Below are 17,080 nucleotides of genomic sequence, written 5' to 3'. Positions count from 1 at the left end.
GAATGCGGTCTTCGCATTCAGAGGACGAAATGCGGGGGTCAGGGGTCGACGGCCAGCCGGTAGCCGCGTTTCACCACCGTCTGGACCAGTTTCGGCGTGCCCAAAGAGCTCCGCAGGCGGCCGATGGCGGTCTCGACGGCGTGTTCCTCGCCGCCGTCGGGGAGCGCGGAGACCAGTTCCCGCCGCGAGAACACCCGCCCCGGCGATTCCGCCAGCACCCGCAGCATGGCCATCGGCGCGGGCGCGATGTCGCACCACTGCCCGTCGACCAGCGCCGCCTGGCCCCGCAGTTCGATACTCCGCCCGCCCGCGGTCAGCCGCGGAGACCGGGCTTCGAGCGCGTCGGACACCGTCCGCGCCAGCGCCCCGATCCGCGACCGGGTGGGCTGCACCGTCGGGATCCCGAGCGCGGCCAGCGGCGCCGCGGTGATCGGCCCGACGCAGGCCGCCACGACCCGCTTCTCCAGTGCTCCCACCACTCCCGGCAGCCGCCCGGTCCGCTTCGCCACCGCCAGCAGGGACGCCACCGCGGGCGCGCTGGTGAACGGCAATGCGTCCACCGAACCGTCGAGGACACCGTCCAGCAGCCGGTCCAGCGGGCCGGGATCGGACGGCCCGACCCACCGGTACACCGGCACCTCGATCACTTCGGCACCCGCCGCCCGCAGACTGTCCACAAAGTACGGAAGCGGCTCGCCGTGCAGCTGCACCGCGATCCGCTGACCGTCCACACCGGAATCGAGCAGATGTCTCAGTACTTCTGCGTTGCTCTCCGAAGCGGGCGAGTAATCCTCCGAAAGCCCGGCCGCCCGGATCGCGCCCTTGGCCTTCGGGCCGCGTGCGAGCAGCGAAGCCTTCCCCAGTCTGGCCAGCAGCTCCTCCCCCAGGCCCCAGCCTTCGGCCGCCTCGACCCAGCCGCGGAAGCCGATCCCGGTCGTCGCGACGACGGCGTCGACCCGCTCTTCCAGCAGGCGCGTGGTGGCCGACCGCAGTTCGGTGTCGTCGGCGAGCGGCACGATCCGGATCGCCGGGCCGTAGCGCACGGTCGCACCTTTACGCACGAACAGCGCGCCGAGCTCCTCAGCCCGTCGCGCCGCCGTGATCCCGATGACGAATCCCGCCAGGGGAAGGACTTCTGTCACGGCGAGAATTCCACCTCCACCACACCACCGGTGACCCGGACCCGATACGCGGCGACCGAGACCCCTTCCGCGTCGAGACAGGATCCCGTCCGCAGATCGAAGCGTTCCTTGTACACCGGCGAGGCCACCACGGGAACGCCGCCCGCGTCGCCGACGATGCCTCGCGAAAGCACCGCCGCACCGCTGATCGGGTCCAGATTGGACAGCGCGTACCACCGGTCGCCGGGGAGGCGGAAGATGGCCACCTGCGTCCCACCGTCGAGCAGGGCCGCGACACCGGACCATTCGGCGACGGCGCCCGCCGCGCAGACGGCGGTCCAGGTGCGTTCGATCGACGTCGTCACTGTTTCACCTCCGGGATGCCCAGCAGCACGGGCACCTTCTGGTCGCGTTCGGTGCGGAACGAGATCGTCGGGTCCGGGGTGCCCGGCGCGTTGACGAACGAGCTGAACTTCGCCAGCTTCTCCGGGTCCTCCAGCACACCACGCCACTCGTCGGCGTAGTCGCCGACGTGTTTGGCCATCGCCGCGTCGAGGTCCTCGCAGATGCCGAGCTTGTCGTCGACGATCACCGCGCGCAGGTGGTCGAGCCCGCCGTCCATCTCCTCGACCCACGGCGCGGTGCGCTGCAGGCGGTCGGCCGTGCGGACGTAGAACATCAGGAACCGGTCGATCGTGCGGATCAGCGTCTCGGTGTCCACTTCGGACACCAGCAGATCGGCGTGCCGAGGGGTCGCGCCGCCGTTCCCGCCGACGTAGAGGTTCCAGCCCTTGTCGGTGGCGATGATGCCGAAGTCCTTGCTCCGCGCCTCCGCGCATTCCCGCGCACAGCCCGAAACGGCGGACTTCAGCTTGTGCGGCGAGCGCAGGCCGCGATAACGCAGCTCCAGCTCGATCGCGAGCCCGACGCTGTCCTGCACGCCGTAGCGGCACCACGTCGAACCGACGCACGACTTCACAGTGCGCAACGACTTCCCGTACGCGTGGCCTGACTCGAACCCGGCGTCGACGAGCCGCCGCCAGATCAGCGGCAGCTGGTCGACGGTGGCGCCGAAGAGGTCGATCCGCTGCCCGCCGGTGATCTTGGTGTACAGCCCGAAGTCCATCGCGACCTGCGCGATCACCATGAGCTTCTCCGGCGTGACCTCGCCGCCGGGAATCCGCGGCACCACCGAGTAGGTGCCGTTGCGCTGCAGGTTCGCGAGGAACTTGTCGTTGGTGTCCTGCAGGGTCGCCTGCTCGCCGGCGAGGATGTGCCCGTTGCCCAGCGTGGCCAGGATGGACGCGATCGCCGGTTTGCAGATCGCGCAGCCGGTGCCGGTGCCGTAGCGGTCGATCATCTCGCTGAACGTGGTGATCCGGGTGGCCTGCAGGATCTGGAACAGCTCCGCGCGCGACTGCGTGAAGTGCTCGCACAGCGCCTTCGACTGCTCGACACCGCATGCCGTCAGCAGCTTGCCCAGCAGCGGGACACAGGAGCCGCAGGCGGTTCCGGCCCGGGTGCAGCCCTTGATCTTGGCGACCGAATCGCAGCCCTCTTCGGTGATCGCGTGCGTGATCGCGCCCTTGGAGACCGCGTTGCACGAACAGATCTGCGCCGCGTCCGGCAGCGCGTCGACACCGACCGCCGCTCCGCCACCGGCCGGGGCGAGGATCGCGCCCGGTTCGGCGGGCAGCGGCCTGCCGACCATCGCGCGCAGCGTGTTGAACTCGCTCGCGTCGCCGACCAGGACACCGCCGAGCAACGTCTTCGAGTCGTCCGAGACGACGAGCTTCTTGTAGGTCCCGGCGACGGCGTCGTTGAACGCGACCTCCAGCGCGCCCTCGGTCGCCGCGTGCGCGTCACCGAAGCTGGCGACGTCGACGCCCATGAGCTTGAGCTTCGTCGACATGTCCGGCTCGGGGAACGTGCCCTCGCCGCCGGTCAGCCGCGCCGCGACGATCTCCGCCATCGCGTAGCCGGGCGCCACGATGCCGTACACCTTGCCGTCCACGGCCGCGCATTCCCCGATCGCGTACACCGCGGGGTCGGACGTGCGGCAGGTGTCGTCGACCAGGATCCCGCCCCGCGCACCGACTTCCAGGCCGGACGAGCGGGCCAGATCGTCGCGCGGCCGGATACCGGCGGAGAAGACGACCAGATCGACGTCGAGTTCCGTGCCGTTGCCCAGCCGCGCGAGGTAGCGTTCGCCGTCCGGCTCGATGGCGTCGGTCGACGTTCCCGTGTGGACGGTCACGTCGAGGTCGGTGATCAGCCGCCGGAGCAGCCCGCCGCCGCCCTCGTCGACCTGCAGCGGCATCAGGCGCGGCGCCATCTCGACCACGTGCGGCGAGAGACCCATGTCCCGCAAGGCCTTCGCCGCTTCCAGCCCGAGGAGCCCGCCACCGATGACGACCGCCGAACGACGTCCCCGGCCGGGCCGCTGCGCGGCTTCCCGGATGGCGTCGAGATCCTCGATCGTCCGGTAGACGAAGCAGCCGGGAAGGTCGTGACCCGGCACCGGCGGGACGAACGGCCGCGAACCGGTCGCCAGCACGAGCGAGTCGTACGGCTGCTCGTAGCCGGCCTCGGTGACGACGACCTTGCGCTCGCGGTCCACCGTGGCGACGGCGTCACCGAGCCGCAGCTCGACCAGCGGATCGCCCGCGTAGTCCGCACCTTCCAAGGCGAGGGAAGCGGGATCCCAAGTGTCCACATAGGACGTCAGGGCGACCCGGTCGTACGCGGGACGCGCCTCCTCGGCGAGCACCACGACCTGCCACTGGCCTGCCTTGTCCTCCGCGCGCACGGCTTCCACGAGCCGGTGCGCGACCATGCCATGTCCGACGACGACGAGTTTCCGCATCAGACCTCCGCTCCGGCGAGCGCCAGACCCCGGGTGCTCGCCACCTCCGACTGCTGTTTGCGCAGATACACCGCCCACGTGACGGCGAAGCACAGGCCGTAGAAGACCAGGAAGGCGACGAACGCCGGCACCCCGCTCTTCGTGTCCGCGAACGACTGGCGGAAGGCCAGGTTGATGAACAGCCCGCCGAGCGCGCCGATCGCCCCGGCCAGCCCGATCAACGCGCCGGACAGCTTGCGCGCCTTGAGCATCTCCAGCGTCTCGTCCGCGCCCTCGCTGATCGCGACCTTCGCCTTGGCGCGGAAGATCGCCGGGATCATCTTGTACGTCGAGCCGTTGCCGATCCCGGTGAGCACGAACAGCACGATGAACGCGACGGTGAACAGCGCCAGCGAATTCGACGTCGAGGCCAGGATCAGCACCACGGTCGCCGCGGCCATGCCGACGAACGTCACGAAGGTGATCTTGCCGCCGCCGATCCGGTCGGCCAGCCAGCCGCCCGTCGGCCGCGAGAACGAGCCGAGCAGCGGGCCGAGGAACGTCACCGCCGCCGCCTGCAGCGGCGTCCGGCCGAACTGGTTCTGCAGCACCAGGCCGAAGGCGAAGCTGTAGCCGATGAACGAACCGAACGTGCCGACGTAGAGGAACGACATCACCCAGGTGTGCGGGTCCTTGACGACCTCGCGCATCGCCTTGGTGTCACCCTTCATCGAGGAGAGGTTGTCCATGTAGAAGTACGCGCAGACCGCCGCGACGACGATCAGCGGGATGTAGATCGCGAGCACCACCCGCGGCGCCGTGGCGCCGACGGTGCCGATGACCAGCAGGCCGATCAGCTGGATCGCCGCCACGCCGAGGTTCCCGCCGCCCGCGTTGAGCCCGAGCGCCCAGCCCTTGTGCTTCTCGGGGTAGAACGCGTTGATGTTGGTCATCGACGACGCGAAGTTCCCGCCGCCGACCCCGCCGAGCGCGGCGATCAGCAGGAACGTGCCGAGCGAGGTGCCCGGCTCCATCGCGATCGCCGCCAGGATCGTGGGCGCCAGCAACAACAACGCACTGACGATCGTCCAGTTCCGGCCGCCGAACTTCGCCACCGCGAAGGTGTAGAGCGGCCGCATCAGCGCGCCGATCAGCGTCGGGGTGGAGACCAGCAGGAACTTGTCGGCGGCCGAGAAGCCGTACTGCGGGCCCATGAACAGGACCATGACCGACCACAGTGTCCAGACGGAGAAGCCGATGTGCTCGGCGAGGATGGAGAACCAGAGGTTCCGCCGGGCGATCTTCTTCCCGGTCTCCTCCCAGAACTGCTCGTTCTCGGGATCCCAGTGCTCGATCCAGCGCTTTCCACGAGCTGCCATGAGGTCCTCCTTGGTGGATGCGTTCGGGTTCACTGGGCGGCCAGCCATTTCGCGACCCCGCCGACGGCGTCCTTGCAGCCGCCGCAGCCGGTCGTCGCGCGGGTCGCCCCGGCGAGGGCGGCGACGTCGGTGGCGCCGCCGCGCCACGCTTCGACGAGCCGTCCCTTGGTCACCGCGTTGCAGCGGCAGATGACCGCCGACGCGGGCAGATCGGCCGGGCTCGACGCCGACGGCGCGCCCGGCGGCAGCGAGCGTCCTAAAAGGACCGCCAGCCGGTCTTCCGGCACCGGGGTGCCCCGGTCGTAGAGCTGGGTGATCGTCGCGGCCGCGTCGGGCAGGCCGAGCAGGATGGCGCCGGCCACCCGGTTCTCGCGCACGACGAGCTTTCCGTAACGGCAGCCCGCCGGGTCGCTGAAGGTGAGCACTTCGGCGGTCGGGTCGTCCGCGCCGGTCATCGTCTCGCCGAGCGCGGTGAGGTCGATGCCGCGCGCCTTGAGCCGGGTCACCGCCTGGGTGCCGCGGTAGCGCGACGCGGACTTGGTACCGGTGACCAGATCCGCGAGGACGGCGGCCTGTTCCCACGCGGGCTGCACGAGCCCGCCGAACGCGCCGGGATGCTTGGCGCAGTCGCCGATCGCGTGGATCCGGCCGTCGCTGGTGCGCAGCAGATCGTCGACGACGATGCCGCCCTCGACGGTCAGCCCCGCGTCCACGGCCAGTTTCGTCTCGGGCCGGACGCCGGTGGAGACGACGATCAGATCGGCGGGCACGTGCGTGCCGTCGTCGAGTTTGAGCCCGTCGCCGCTGACGTAGCGCGCGGCGCCGACACCGAGCCGGAAGGCGACGCCGAGTTCTTCGAGCTTCCTGGTCAGCACCCGGGCCGATTCCGCGTCCAGCTGACGTTCCATGATGTGCGGCATCGGATGCACGACGGTGACGAGATTCCCGCGTCCGGCGAGGCCTCGCGCGGCTTCCAGCCCGAGCAGCCCGCCGCCGAGGACGGCGACCGGCGCGCCCAGTTTGGCGGCGTCGAGAATGCGCGCGCAGTCGTCGAGGGTGCGGAACGCGACGACGTCCGGACCGGGTTCGAGCCCTTCGACCGGCGGCATCCACGGGTTGGCGCCGGTGGCGAGCACGAGCGCGTCGTAGTCCACAGTGGACCCGTCGTCGAGGTGGACCCGTCGCGCGTCGCGGTCGATCGACGTCGCGGAGACCCCCCGGCGCAGATCCGCGCGGGTGCGGGACGGCCACTCGTCGTCGTGCAGCCGGACGGCCTCGGGCCGCATGGTGCCGGCGACCACCGACGAGAGCAGCACCCGGTTGTACGCGGTGTGTTCCTCCGCGCCGACGACCGTGAGCCGCACGCGCTCGCCCTCGGGATCGCGGCGCTGGATCTCGTCCGCGAGCCGCGCGCCCGCCATCCCGTATCCGGCGATGACCACCGACCGGGGGCTCACGCGACGGCCCAGGCCGGGGTGAGCGCGACCGCGCACACCTTGAACTCGGGCATCCGGCTCGTCGGGTCGAGCGCCGGGTTGGTCAGCAGGTTCGCCCGGCCCTCACCGGGGAAATGGAACGGCAGGAACACCAGATCGGGGCGCAGCGACGCCACACAGCGGACACGTGCGACGGTCTCCCCGCGGCGGGAACGCACGAGCGCGAGGTCGCCCTCGGCCAGCCCCGCGCGGGCAGCGGTGTCGGGATGAACTTCCACGAAGGCCTCCGCCACGACGTCGTTGAGTTCCTTGACCAGCCGGGTCTGCGCGCCGGACTGGTAGTGCTGCAGGACCCGCCCGGTGGTGGCCTGCAAGGGGAATTCGGCGTCCGGCGGCTCGGCCGGGCCGACGTGGTCCACCGGGACGAACCGCGCGCGGCCGTCCGGGTGCGCGAAGGAGTCGAGGAACATCCGCGGCGTGCCGGGATGCGACTCCGCCGGGACCGGCCAGTAAAGGGCTTCGCCGTCACGGAGCCGGTCGTAAGTGATGCCCGAGTAGTCGGCGACGCCGCCTTTGGACGCGCGGCGGAGCTCGGTGAAGACGGTTTCGGCGTCCGTCGGGAAACGTCCTTCGGGCTGACCGAAGCGTCGGGCCAGTTCGGAAAGCACGTAGAGATCGGTCTTCGCGCCGGACGGCGGATCGATCGCCTTGCGCCGCAGGAGGATCCGGCCTTCGAGGTTGGTCATCGTGCCGTCCTCCTCGGCCCACTGGGTGACCGGCAGGACGACGTCGGCCATCGCCGCCGTCTCCGAGAGGACGAGATCCGAGACCACCAGGAAGTCCAAAGAGGACACTTTGTCCTGGATGTTCCCGGCGCGGGGCGCGGAAACGACGAGGTTGCTGCCGAACACCATCAACGCGCTCGGCCCGTCTTCGGTACCGAGCGCTTCCAGCAGCTCGACGGCCGACCGGCCCGGCCCCGGCAGCGATTCCGGCGGCACGCCCCACACCCCGGCGACGTACTCGCGCGCGGCCGGGTCGTCGATCTTGCGGTAGCCGGGCAGCTGATCGGCCTTCTGCCCGTGCTCACGTCCGCCTTGGCCGTTGCCCTGACCGGTCAGGCAGCCGAAGCCGGAACCCTCGCGCCCCGGCAGGCCGAGGGCGAGCGCGAGGTTGATCCAGGCGTTGACCATCGCGGTGCCGTTGGCGTGCTGCTCGGTACCGCGCGCGGTGAGGACGTAGGCGTTGCGGGCCGCGGCGAGCTTGGCGGCGACGCGGCGCTGGTCCGCGGCGGAGACGCCGGTGATCTGCTCGACGCGTTCCGGCCACCAGGCCGCGACCGACCGCCACAGCTCTTCGAAGCCGTTCGTCCTCGAGACCACATAGGACTTGTCGAGCAGGCCGTCGGCCACGACGGCGTGCAGGATGCCTTGCGCGAGCGCGAGGTCGGTACCCGGCGCGGGTTGCAGGTGCAGTCCGGCCAGTTCGGCGGTCGGCGTGCGGCGCGGGTCGACGACGATCAGGTCCGCGCCCCGCAGATGCTGGGTGAACGGCGGCATCGTCTCGGCCGGGTTCGCGCCGATCAGCAAGACCGCGTCGGCGTCGGCGAGATCCGTGACCGGAAACGGCATCCCGCGGTCGGCGCCGAACGCCTTGATCCCGGCGGCGGCCGCCGAAGACATGCAGAACCGGCCGTTGTAGTCGATCTGCGAGGTGCCCAGCGCGATCCGCGCGAACTTCCCCAGCAGATAGGCCTTCTCGTTGGTCAGCCCGCCGCCGCCGAAGACGGCGACCGAGTCAGCCCCCTTGGCCGCGCGGATCTCGGTGAGGCGCTTCGCGACGAGGTCGAGGGCCTGGTCCCAAGTCGCGGGCCGGAGTTCTCCGCCGACCCTGATCAGCGGCGTGGTCAGACGGGACGGCGAGGTGAGCAGTTCCCCCGACGTCCAGCCCTTCTGGCACAGGCCGCCGGCGTTGACCGGGAAGTCGCGCGGGGCGACCCGGGCGCCGTCGAGGCTCATCCCGCACTGCAGGGCGCAGTACGGGCAGTGCGTGTCCACCGCGGTCACGGTGGGGGCGGCGAGCGGCACGGGGCACCTCCTCCAGGCGTCGATAGCGCTTGAAGGTAGGTAGGCCGTGTTACCTGAAAACTCCTGAATGTTTCAGGCGTTTGACATTGCCCGCCGCCGATCGACGTCACACCGTGAGGTCGGGAGGGCGCCCCTCGGAACTATTCACTCGATGTATAGACCGTGCGTATACACACTGTGTATAGTCGCCCGCATGTCCATCGGGAACACCCTGCTCGGCCTGCTCGAAGCCGGTCCGAAGCACGGCTACGACCTCAAACAGCTCTACGACAAGCAGTTCCGCCAAGACCGCCCACTGCACTACGGGCAGGTCTACTCGACACTGAACCGGCTTCTGAAGAACGGTCTCGTCGAGGAGAACGGCGTCGAAGCGGGCGGCGGTCCGGACCGGAAGCGGTACGCGATCACCGACGCCGGCGTCACCAACGTCGAAGAATGGCTGAAGAGCCCGGAAAACCCCTCCGTCTACCTGCAGAACACGCTGTACACCAAGGTCGTGCTCGCGCTCCTGTCCGGCCGCGGCGCCCAGGATCTGCTCGACGCGCAGCGGAGCTCCCACCTGCGCGCCATGCGCGAGCTCACCGCCCGCAAAACCGACGGCGACCTCGCCGACCAGCTGATCTGCGATCACGCGCTGTTCCATCTGGAGGCGGATCTGCGGTGGCTGGAGCTCACCGCCGCCCGCCTCGACGACCTCGCGCGCCAGCTGACGCGCTGATCTGGGGACCACACAGTGGAAACACCGTTGTTACACGGGCTGGGCCTGCACAAGGCCTTCGGCCCGAACCAGGCGCTGGCCGGGGCCGGGTTGACGCTCGAACCCGGCGAGATCGTCGCGGTCATGGGCCCGTCGGGGTCCGGGAAGTCGACCCTGCTGCACTGCCTGTCCGGGATCATCCGGCCCGATGAAGGCCGGGTGCGCTTCCGCGGGCGTGACCTCGCGAGCATGTCCGACGCCGAACGCAGTGCCCTGCGGCGCACCGAATTCGGCTTCGTCTTCCAGTTCGGGCAGCTCGTGCCGGAGCTGACCTGCCTGGAGAACGTCGCGCTGCCGCTGCGGCTGAGCGGGATGAGGCGCCGCCCCGCCGAGCGGATCGCGCGCGGCTGGCTCGACCGGCTGACGGTCGGCGACGTCGGCGACAGCACACCCGGCCAGGTTTCCGGCGGGCAGAGCCAGCGCGTCGCGATGGCCAGGGCACTGGTCACCGAACCGTCGGTGATCTTCGCCGACGAACCGACCGGCGCGCTGGACACGCTCAGCGGAGAACTGGTCATGCGCCTGCTGTCCGAGGCGGCGAAACAGACCGACGCCGCCGTCGTCCTGGTCACCCACGAACCGCGGGTGGCCGCCTACTCCGACCGGGAGGTCATCGTGCGAGACGGCCGGACACGCGAACCGGCGGTGACCCGATGACCGGGCGCGAAGACCTGATGCTCGGGTTCCGGCTGGCCGTCGGGGGCGGCCGGGGCTCGATCGTCAGGCTCGCCCTGAGCACGGCCGGCATCGGCCTCGCGGTGGCGATCCTGCTTCTCGGCGCCTCCGCGGGCACCATCAAGGAGAACCGCGACCAGCGCACGTTCGCCGCTTCCGTGCGGAGCGAACCGGTCCCGGGCGTCGCGCCATTGGACTACAGCGCGACGACGACCGACTTCCGCGGTCAGGCGATCTCGCTCGTCCACTTACGGCCGACGGGCCCGAATCCGCCGATCCCGCCGGGAGTGGACCGACTGCCCGCGCCGGGCGAGGTCTTCCTTTCGCCGAAGCTGGCAGAGCTCGTCGCGTCCGACACCAGCGGCCTGCTGCGGCCTCGTCTGCCAGGCAAGCCGGCGGGGCTCATCGCCGAAGAGACCACGCTCAATCCGAACGATCTGGTCGCCTACGTCGGCACGGACGCGATGCGGGACGCACGCACGATCTACGGCTTCGGCGCCGAGCCCGGTTACCACGACCTGATCGAAAACGGGATCCTGGCCCTCCTGCTGCTCGGGCTCTTCGTCCTGCTCACGCCGGTGTTCATCTTCGTCGGGACGGTCTCCCGGCTCGGCGGTGCCGCTCGGGACCGGCGGCTCGCCGCGTTACGGCTGGCGGGCTCGTCCCTCGCGCAACTACGCCGGATCACCGCGGCGGAATCCCTCACGGGCGCCGCGGCAGGCCTGGTCTTCGGTAGCGCGCTGTTCCTGCTCTTCCGCGGCGCGGCGGCGGGCTTCCAGGTGTTCCGGTTCGGGGTGTATCCCCATGACCTGACGCCGTCGTGGCCGCTGGTGGTGCTGATCGTGCTCGCGGTCCCGGCATTGACCGTGGCGACGGCTTGGGCGTCCCAGCGGCATCTGGTCGTCGAACCGCTCGGTGTCGTCCGCGAGACCGCACCGCCGAAGCGCCGGTTGTGGTGGCGGCTGCTGCCGGTCGTCCTCGGCATCCTGTTGATCGCGCCGGATTTCGGTGTCGCGAGCGAACTCGGCCGCTGGGCGCTGATCGGCGGCGCCGCATTGCTGATGGTCGGGATTCCCGCACTGCTGCCGTGGCTGCTGGAACGTGCCGTTTCCCGGATCAAGGGCGGGCCGCCGTCGTTCCAGCTGGCGATCCGCCGTCTGCAGAGCGACAGCGGGACCCCGTCACGGGTGGTCGCGGGTCTGTGCGTGGTTCTCGCCGGGGCGATCGCGCTGCAGAGCCTCCTGGCGGGACAGGCCGCGATGGAGGCCGATCGTCAAGACAGCACGGGAGGCCGGATCACCGTCTACGCGGACGGTCCGGTGGCCGATCGGGTGATCGCCGCGGTCCGCGCTGTTCCCGGCGCGGCCGATTTCCAGGCGTTGCGCTCGCTGTTCGTCGACGGAAAGCGCCAGGACGGCGCGCTCGTGCTGTTCGCCGTCGCCGACTGCGCCACGATCGAGGTGACGACCACCGCGACCGGTTGCCGCGACGGCGACGTGTTCGCCGACCCCGCCTTCCTCCACAGAGGACAGTCGACGAAGGTCACGGGCAACGACAAACGGGAGCAGCCCTGGACCGTTCCGGTCACACCGCGACCGTTCGAGATGAAGCCGTCGAGCGTCGCCGACTCCCTGGGACCGCAAGTGCTCGCGACGCCCGCCGCGGTGGCGGGTGTCGACCTGGCGGCGGCCTCGGTCACGGCGAGCCTGCGCGGGACGACCGGGAATCCGGATTTCGTCGAGCTGGTGCGGAACTCGGTGGCGCCGTACAGCGGACAGGTCACCGTGGCGGCTTACAACGGGGAGCGGGCCTCCACCGAGGCCCGGATGTTCGACGACGCGCGGGACATCCTGCTCGGCGGCGCGCTGTTCGTCCTGCTGCTGGCCGGGGTCAGCCTGCTGGTGCTCGCCCAGGAGCAGGTCCGGGAACGGCGGCGGGCCCTCGGCGCGCTGTCCGCCACCGGTGTCCCGGTGCGGGTGATCGTCCGGTCCCTGCTGTGGCAGAACGGGATTCCGCTGCTGCTGGGCATCGTGCTCGCGACGGCGACCGGGATCGCCGTCGCCGCGCTGGGCAAGCGGCTGTTCTGGGACGGGCCGTACGTCGACTGGCCCGCGGTCGCGCTGCTGGCCGCGGCGGCCGTCGTGACGGTGCTGCTGGTGACGGCGTCGACGGTGCCGTCCGTGCGCTCGGCGGCGAAGACGGAGAACCTGCGCACCGAGTGACTACAGCACCGCGCTCACGTCCCGGGCGGCGGCACGAAGTCCGTCGTGCGCCGCCCGGGTCGACCGCGGGTCGAGGGCGTTGGCCGCCAGGCGGAAGAGGACGGCCCGCAGGAGAAGCTGCGGCCATTCGGGCAGATGTGCCCAGCGTTCGAGGAGATCGATGGTGGCGCCGCCCCAGGCCAGCGCGTCGACCGCGACGATCGCGGCGCCCCACTCACCGGGCCGGTAGTACGGCACGAAATCGACGATGCCGGGGGCCTCGTCACCGTCGAACAGCACGCCGGCGAGCAGCTCCCCGTGGACGACCTGGTCCGGCAGTTTGACCGGTCTTCGGGATCCCGCCAGTACCTCGAACCAGCGGCCGCCCTTGTTCTCGTCGAGCGGCATGTCCGCCTCGCCCCAGGCGAGTTTGTCGGCCAGCGCCTCGAGATCGGTGCGCCGTCCCAGGAAATCCGGCCGGGGCAGACCGGCCGTCGCGCGATGCAGCTTGACCGCCGCATGCACGACCTCGTCGTAGCGGTGTTCGGCCGTGCCGGACACGAACCGGTTCGCCGACCAGCCACCGACCACCCAACGGCCGTCACTGGACCGGACCGGCTTCGCGACCCGCAGCCCCGGCTCGTCGACGGCTTCCAGCGCCCGTGCCGTCCACAGCGTCCGCGACTTGTCCACGACCGGCTTGAGCACGAGATCGTTGTAACGCCAGGAATCGGTGCCCGGCATCGGTTCCGCGTCACCGGTACGTCCGCCGAACGCCGAACAGACGTGTTCCGGAGGGCTTTCAAGGGTGGCACGCACGGCTCGGGACGTTACCCCGTCTTCCGTGCCACGAACGAGAAGACGCGCTGGTCTTGAGTAGCGATACTCATGACACGATCGCTTCTGACCTGCCATTCTTCGACCGTGATCCCCCGAACGGCGCAGCGGCGCCTCACCGACGGGCAACTCACCGCCCTCGCGCTCGGTTCACTGTGGCTGCTCGGAACGCTGGGCGCGGTCACCGTGGGCCTGTTGCTCCCGCTGGCCGCGTTCCTGCACGTCCCGTGGATCGCGTTGCCGGTCCCGCTCGTGTCGATCGGGGTGGTCTACCTCGTCGGTTTCTTGGCGCCAGAGGCTTTTCCGGCCGTCGCGAAGCCTTGGCGCCGGCTGGCGTGGGCTTTCGTCGCCGGGACTTCCGGCGTCTTCGGTGCGATCTTCGTGCTGGAGGTGGCGGAGGCGTTCGATCCGTGGTTCGCGGTGCCGTTCCTCGGAGTGCCGGTGCTGCTCGTCGCGGGCGTGTTCGCGCGGGGAGTCGGCGTCCAGGTGGGCGCGGGTGTCCTCCTGATGGTGCTCGTGGCGGGCGGGATCGCCGTCCCCGCGTCGCTGCCTTTGGACACCCCCGCGCGACGCCTCGCCGCGACCGGCGTCCCCCGCGACCGCACCCTCGCCGCGGCCCTCGGCCCGCACCGGCTCCCGACCAAGACGACCGAAGACTCCGGGTCGCTGATCGTCGAGTACACGCCCCAGCTGTGGATCTCGCCCGTCTGGACCTTCGCGACCGACGTCGTCGAGAGCTGCGAGACAGCGGTGAAGACCTCTTGGCGCCTCGGAAACACGACTTGCACCCAAGTCGGGGACGGCGAATTCGTGCGGCGCGACGCCGAGCGGATCGAGTTCGTGCAACGGCGTGGCGCGCTGTCGGTGCACGTCGCGGGCAACCACAACTGGAAACCCGAGGAACTGCGGGAACTGGCCGGGAAGACCCACCCGCTGACCGACGCCGAGATCATCGCCGCCGTGCCGAAGTCGCGCGGTGGGAACCGGACCGATGTCGTGGCGGGGTTCACGACGTTCGTGCGGGCGATCTTCACCGGCCGCTCGCTCGGCTACTGACGCGCGAGGGAGCAAGGGACCTTTGCTACCACTTCGGGCACCAAGGCTCCGCGCGTGCAATGAAAGTGTCTTTCCTTGCAAAATTTGCAAGGAAAGACACTTTCATTGCAGCGGCCGCCGGAGGCGCCCACCCGCGCGTGAAGGCCCCCTTCCCTCGACTCAGCCGAGGGAAGGGGGCCTTCACGCGCAAAACGTCAGTAAGTCGGCAGGCTCTGGTCGATCTGCCGCGCCCAGGCCAGCACGCCGCCACCGAGGTGGGTCGCGTCCTTGAAGCCGGCCTTGTGCAGCGCCGCCAGCGCCTCCGCCGACCGCGCACCCGACTTGCAGTGCAGCACGATCGGCTTGTCCTGCGGCAGTTCCGAAAGCGCCTCGCCCGAAAGGATCTTGTCCTTCGGGATGAGCGTCGCGCCCTTGATGTTCACGATCTCGTACTCGTGCGGCTCGCGGACGTCGATGAGGGCGAAGTTGTCGCCGTTGTCGAACTTGGCCTTGAGCTCCGCCGGAGTGATCGTGCTTCCCGAAGCGGCCGAAGCGGCTTCGTCCGACACGACGCCACAGAACGCTTCGTAGTCGATGAGCTCGGTGATCTTCGGGGTCTCCGGATCCTTGCGGATCTTGACCTCGCGGTACTTCATCTCGAGCGCGTCGTAGCTGACGAGCCTGCCCAGCAGCGGCTCACCGATGCCGGTGATCAGCTTGATCGCCTCGTTGACCATGATCGAGCCGATCGACGCGCACAGCACGCCCAGCACACCACCCTCGGCGCACGACGGCACCATGCCGGGCGGCGGCGGCTCGGGGTAGAGGTCGCGGTAGTTGAGGCCCTTGCCGTTCGGCGCGTCCTCCCAGAACACGCTCGCCTGTCCCTCGAACCGGTAGATCGAGCCCCACACGTAGGGCTTGCCGGTGAGCACGGCGGCGTCGTTGACCAGGTACCGCGTCGCGAAGTTGTCGGTGCCGTCGAGGATCAGGTCGTACTGCTCGAACAGTTCGAGCGCGTTCGACGATTCGAGCCGGTCGGTGTGCAGGTGCACCTTCACGAACGGATTGATCTCGGCGATCGTCTCCTGCGCCGACGCGGCCTTGAGCTTGCCGATGTCGGACTGTCCGTGGATGACCTGACGGTGCAGATTCGATTCGTCGACCTCGTCGAAGTCGACGATGCCGAGCGTGCCGACCCCGGCCGCGGCGAGGTACAGCAGCGCCGGGCTGCCGAGGCCACCGGCGCCGATGACCAGCACCTTGGCGTTCTTCAGCCGCTTCTGCCCGGTCACCCCGACGTCCGGGATGATCAGGTGACGGCTGTACCGGGCCACCTCTTCCTTGGTGAGCTCGGCGGCCGGCTCGACGAGCGGCGGCAGCGTGCCTGACATCGGGTCCTCCATCTCGCGTGGATCGCGGGTCGCATCCCAGTATCTACAACACCGACAGGCGGAAACGACTTCCCCTGTTTCATATCCTGGGATGTTCCAGCAGGTGAGACGGCTTGGACTAGGGTGTCTGGTTCGGCCAGGAGCCCGGCTTGCACACCTTGCCGTCCGCGGGCACCTTGCCGCGGTCGCCGCCGGGGAGATTGTTCAGCTGCGCCACGAAGTCGTTCGAGACGCCGAAGGTCTGCTGCATCATGACGGGCGCGACCGCGCCGTTCTCCGGGCAGCCCACGTGCTTTCCGCCCAAGGCGTGCCCGACCTCGTGATTGATGGCGTACTGGCGGTACCCCGTCATGTCGCTCTCGAAGGCCATCGCCCCCCGCACCCAGCGGGCGAGGTTGATCACCACGCGCTTGTCGAAACTCGAGCGGTAGCAAGACGTCTCATAGGTGATCTGGAACATGCAGACGTCCGCGCGATGCGTGGTGTTCGGTGTGGTGAGACTCACCCGGAAGCTCGGATTCGGGAAGCTCGCGTCGACGCGCTGGAGCGCCTTCTTGCCGTCCCACGTCCAGCTCTTGGGATTGGACAGGGTGCCCTCCACCATCGCGGCGAAGCTGTCGTCACCGCCGTAGCTGGCCTGATCGATGCCGTCCTCGACCTCGATGGTGTACGTGAACAGCTGGCCCGTGCCCACCTTTTCGCCCTTGCCCGGCACCACGTGATAGGTGCCCTTGCCGGACTCGGTGAAGGGGCCGCCCTTGGGCAGGTCCGCGGTCGGGATCTTGAGGTCGACCGGTTTGGCGGGGTTCTCCGGGAGGACATCGCCGCCACCGTCGACCCCCGCGCCCGGTTCGCCGCCGTTGCCGGCGGATCCATCGGCCGTGGCCTGGGTCTGGCCGTCGGAGGCGATCGGCTCGGCCGGGCCGGTGGCGGTGTTGAACACGACCAGCGCGGTGATCACCACGAGGATCGGCAGCGCGTACACGCGCCAGCCGTAGGTCTTGGCGAACTGACCGATGCCGCCCTTGCGTTTGGCGGCCTTGGCCTTGGCGGCGCCGGTCTCGTGCGGCTTCCAGGACGCGCTGAGCGGCTGGGCGCTGGTCCGGCGGCCGCCGGGACGGTAACGGTCCTCGTCGAGCCGCTGCGACGGCGGCGGCGTCGGCCGGTACTGGCCGGTGCGCGGGGCGTCGGCGGTCCGGGGCTGGGCGCGCGGCGGACGACGGGTGGAGGCGGAGTACTGAGACCGCCGACCTTCGCCCTGCGCGCCTTGCTTTACCCGATCCACGCGCACCAGGGTGCCATAACCGAACTGT

Annotated in this window: 13 protein-coding genes; 4 read left to right on the top strand and 9 right to left on the bottom strand. The window is 69.9% G+C overall.

The features are described from left to right. Positions 1 to 38: 38 nt before the first annotated feature. From DMC61_RS25025 to DMC61_RS25000, 6 genes are read right to left on the bottom strand one after another with little or no spacing between them, the layout of a single operon-like run. A complete protein-coding gene (locus tag DMC61_RS25025) occupies positions 39 to 1,142 on the bottom strand; it encodes a uroporphyrinogen-III synthase (protein WP_125691638.1) in 1,104 nt (367 codons plus the stop codon). After that, a complete protein-coding gene (nirD, locus tag DMC61_RS25020; protein WP_125691636.1) occupies positions 1,139 to 1,486 on the bottom strand; it encodes a nitrite reductase small subunit NirD in 348 nt (115 codons plus the stop codon). Before nirD ends, DMC61_RS25025 begins: the two co-directional genes overlap by 4 nt. Further along, positions 1,483 to 3,987 (bottom strand): nitrite reductase large subunit NirB, encoded by a 2,505-nt coding sequence (nirB, locus tag DMC61_RS25015; RefSeq protein ID WP_125691634.1) that lies wholly within the window; start codon positions 3,985 to 3,987, stop codon positions 1,483 to 1,485. Before nirB ends, nirD begins: the two co-directional genes overlap by 4 nt. Beyond that, positions 3,987 to 5,345: a NarK/NasA family nitrate transporter gene (locus DMC61_RS25010; protein WP_125691632.1), complete on the bottom strand. Its 1,359-nt coding sequence runs from the start codon at positions 5,343 to 5,345 to the stop codon at positions 3,987 to 3,989. The genes nirB and DMC61_RS25010 overlap by 1 nt, the downstream gene beginning before the upstream one ends. Before the next feature lie 29 nt (positions 5,346 to 5,374). Further along, positions 5,375 to 6,802 carry an FAD-dependent oxidoreductase gene (locus tag DMC61_RS25005; protein ID WP_125691629.1) on the bottom strand — a complete coding sequence of 476 codons (1,428 nt, stop codon included), beginning with the start codon at positions 6,800 to 6,802 and terminating at the stop codon, positions 5,375 to 5,377. Beyond that, positions 6,799 to 8,868, bottom strand: a complete 2,070-nt coding sequence (locus tag DMC61_RS25000) for a molybdopterin oxidoreductase family protein (RefSeq protein ID WP_233594931.1) — start codon at positions 8,866 to 8,868, stop codon at positions 6,799 to 6,801. Before DMC61_RS25000 ends, DMC61_RS25005 begins: the two co-directional genes overlap by 4 nt. A 193-nt stretch (positions 8,869 to 9,061) precedes the next feature. Between DMC61_RS25000 and DMC61_RS24995 the strand changes: the two genes are divergently transcribed. From DMC61_RS24995 to DMC61_RS24985, 3 genes are read left to right on the top strand one after another with little or no spacing between them, the layout of a single operon-like run. After that, on the top strand, positions 9,062 to 9,586 hold the full coding sequence (locus tag DMC61_RS24995) for a PadR family transcriptional regulator (protein ID WP_016331506.1): 525 nt from the start codon (positions 9,062 to 9,064) through the stop codon (positions 9,584 to 9,586). Between the two features lie 15 nt (positions 9,587 to 9,601). Beyond that, on the top strand, positions 9,602 to 10,282 hold the full coding sequence (locus DMC61_RS24990) for an ABC transporter ATP-binding protein (RefSeq protein WP_125691627.1): 681 nt from the start codon (positions 9,602 to 9,604) through the stop codon (positions 10,280 to 10,282). Next, the gene (locus DMC61_RS24985) at positions 10,279 to 12,522 is read left to right on the top strand and encodes an FtsX-like permease family protein (protein WP_125691625.1); all 2,244 of its coding nucleotides are present in this window, start codon (positions 10,279 to 10,281) and stop codon (positions 12,520 to 12,522) included. The genes DMC61_RS24990 and DMC61_RS24985 overlap by 4 nt, the downstream gene beginning before the upstream one ends. Here the strand turns inward: DMC61_RS24985 and DMC61_RS24980 are convergent, their stop codons facing one another. Next, a complete protein-coding gene (locus tag DMC61_RS24980; RefSeq protein ID WP_125691623.1) occupies positions 12,523 to 13,320 on the bottom strand; it encodes a TIGR02569 family protein in 798 nt (265 codons plus the stop codon). Between the two features lie 105 nt (positions 13,321 to 13,425). Here DMC61_RS24980 and DMC61_RS24975 point away from each other — a divergent pair, with 105 nt between their 5' ends. After that, a complete protein-coding gene (locus DMC61_RS24975) occupies positions 13,426 to 14,394 on the top strand; it encodes a hypothetical protein (RefSeq protein WP_233594930.1) in 969 nt (322 codons plus the stop codon). A 194-nt stretch (positions 14,395 to 14,588) separates the two neighbouring features. On the opposite strand, the gene moeZ is transcribed toward DMC61_RS24975, so the two are convergent. Further along, complete coding sequence (gene moeZ, locus DMC61_RS24970) at positions 14,589 to 15,767, bottom strand: adenylyltransferase/sulfurtransferase MoeZ (protein ID WP_016331501.1); 1,179 nt, start codon at positions 15,765 to 15,767, stop codon at positions 14,589 to 14,591. A gap of 118 nt (positions 15,768 to 15,885) precedes the next feature. Then, positions 15,886 to 17,052 (bottom strand): DUF3152 domain-containing protein, encoded by a 1,167-nt coding sequence (locus DMC61_RS24965; protein ID WP_125691619.1) that lies wholly within the window; start codon positions 17,050 to 17,052, stop codon positions 15,886 to 15,888. Positions 17,053 to 17,080: the final 28 nt, after the last annotated feature.

It is taken from the genome of Amycolatopsis sp. WAC 04169 (assembly GCF_003947535.1).
GTDB lineage: Bacteria > Actinomycetota > Actinomycetes > Mycobacteriales > Pseudonocardiaceae > Amycolatopsis > Amycolatopsis keratiniphila.
This window is presented reverse-complemented; position numbering and strand designations above follow the sequence as displayed.

Coding starts and splice junctions, on each gene's coding strand:
- nirB (WP_125691634.1), bottom strand. CDS start 3,987: ATGCGGAAACTCGTCGTCGTCGGACATGGCATGGTCGCGCACCGGCTC.
- DMC61_RS25010 (WP_125691632.1), bottom strand. CDS start 5,345: ATGGCAGCTCGTGGAAAGCGCTGGATCGAGCACTGGGATCCCGAGAAC.
- DMC61_RS24995 (WP_016331506.1), top strand. CDS start 9,062: ATGTCCATCGGGAACACCCTGCTCGGCCTGCTCGAAGCCGGTCCGAAG.
- DMC61_RS24985 (WP_125691625.1), top strand. CDS start 10,279: ATGACCGGGCGCGAAGACCTGATGCTCGGGTTCCGGCTGGCCGTCGGG.
- moeZ (WP_016331501.1), bottom strand. CDS start 15,767: ATGTCAGGCACGCTGCCGCCGCTCGTCGAGCCGGCCGCCGAGCTCACC.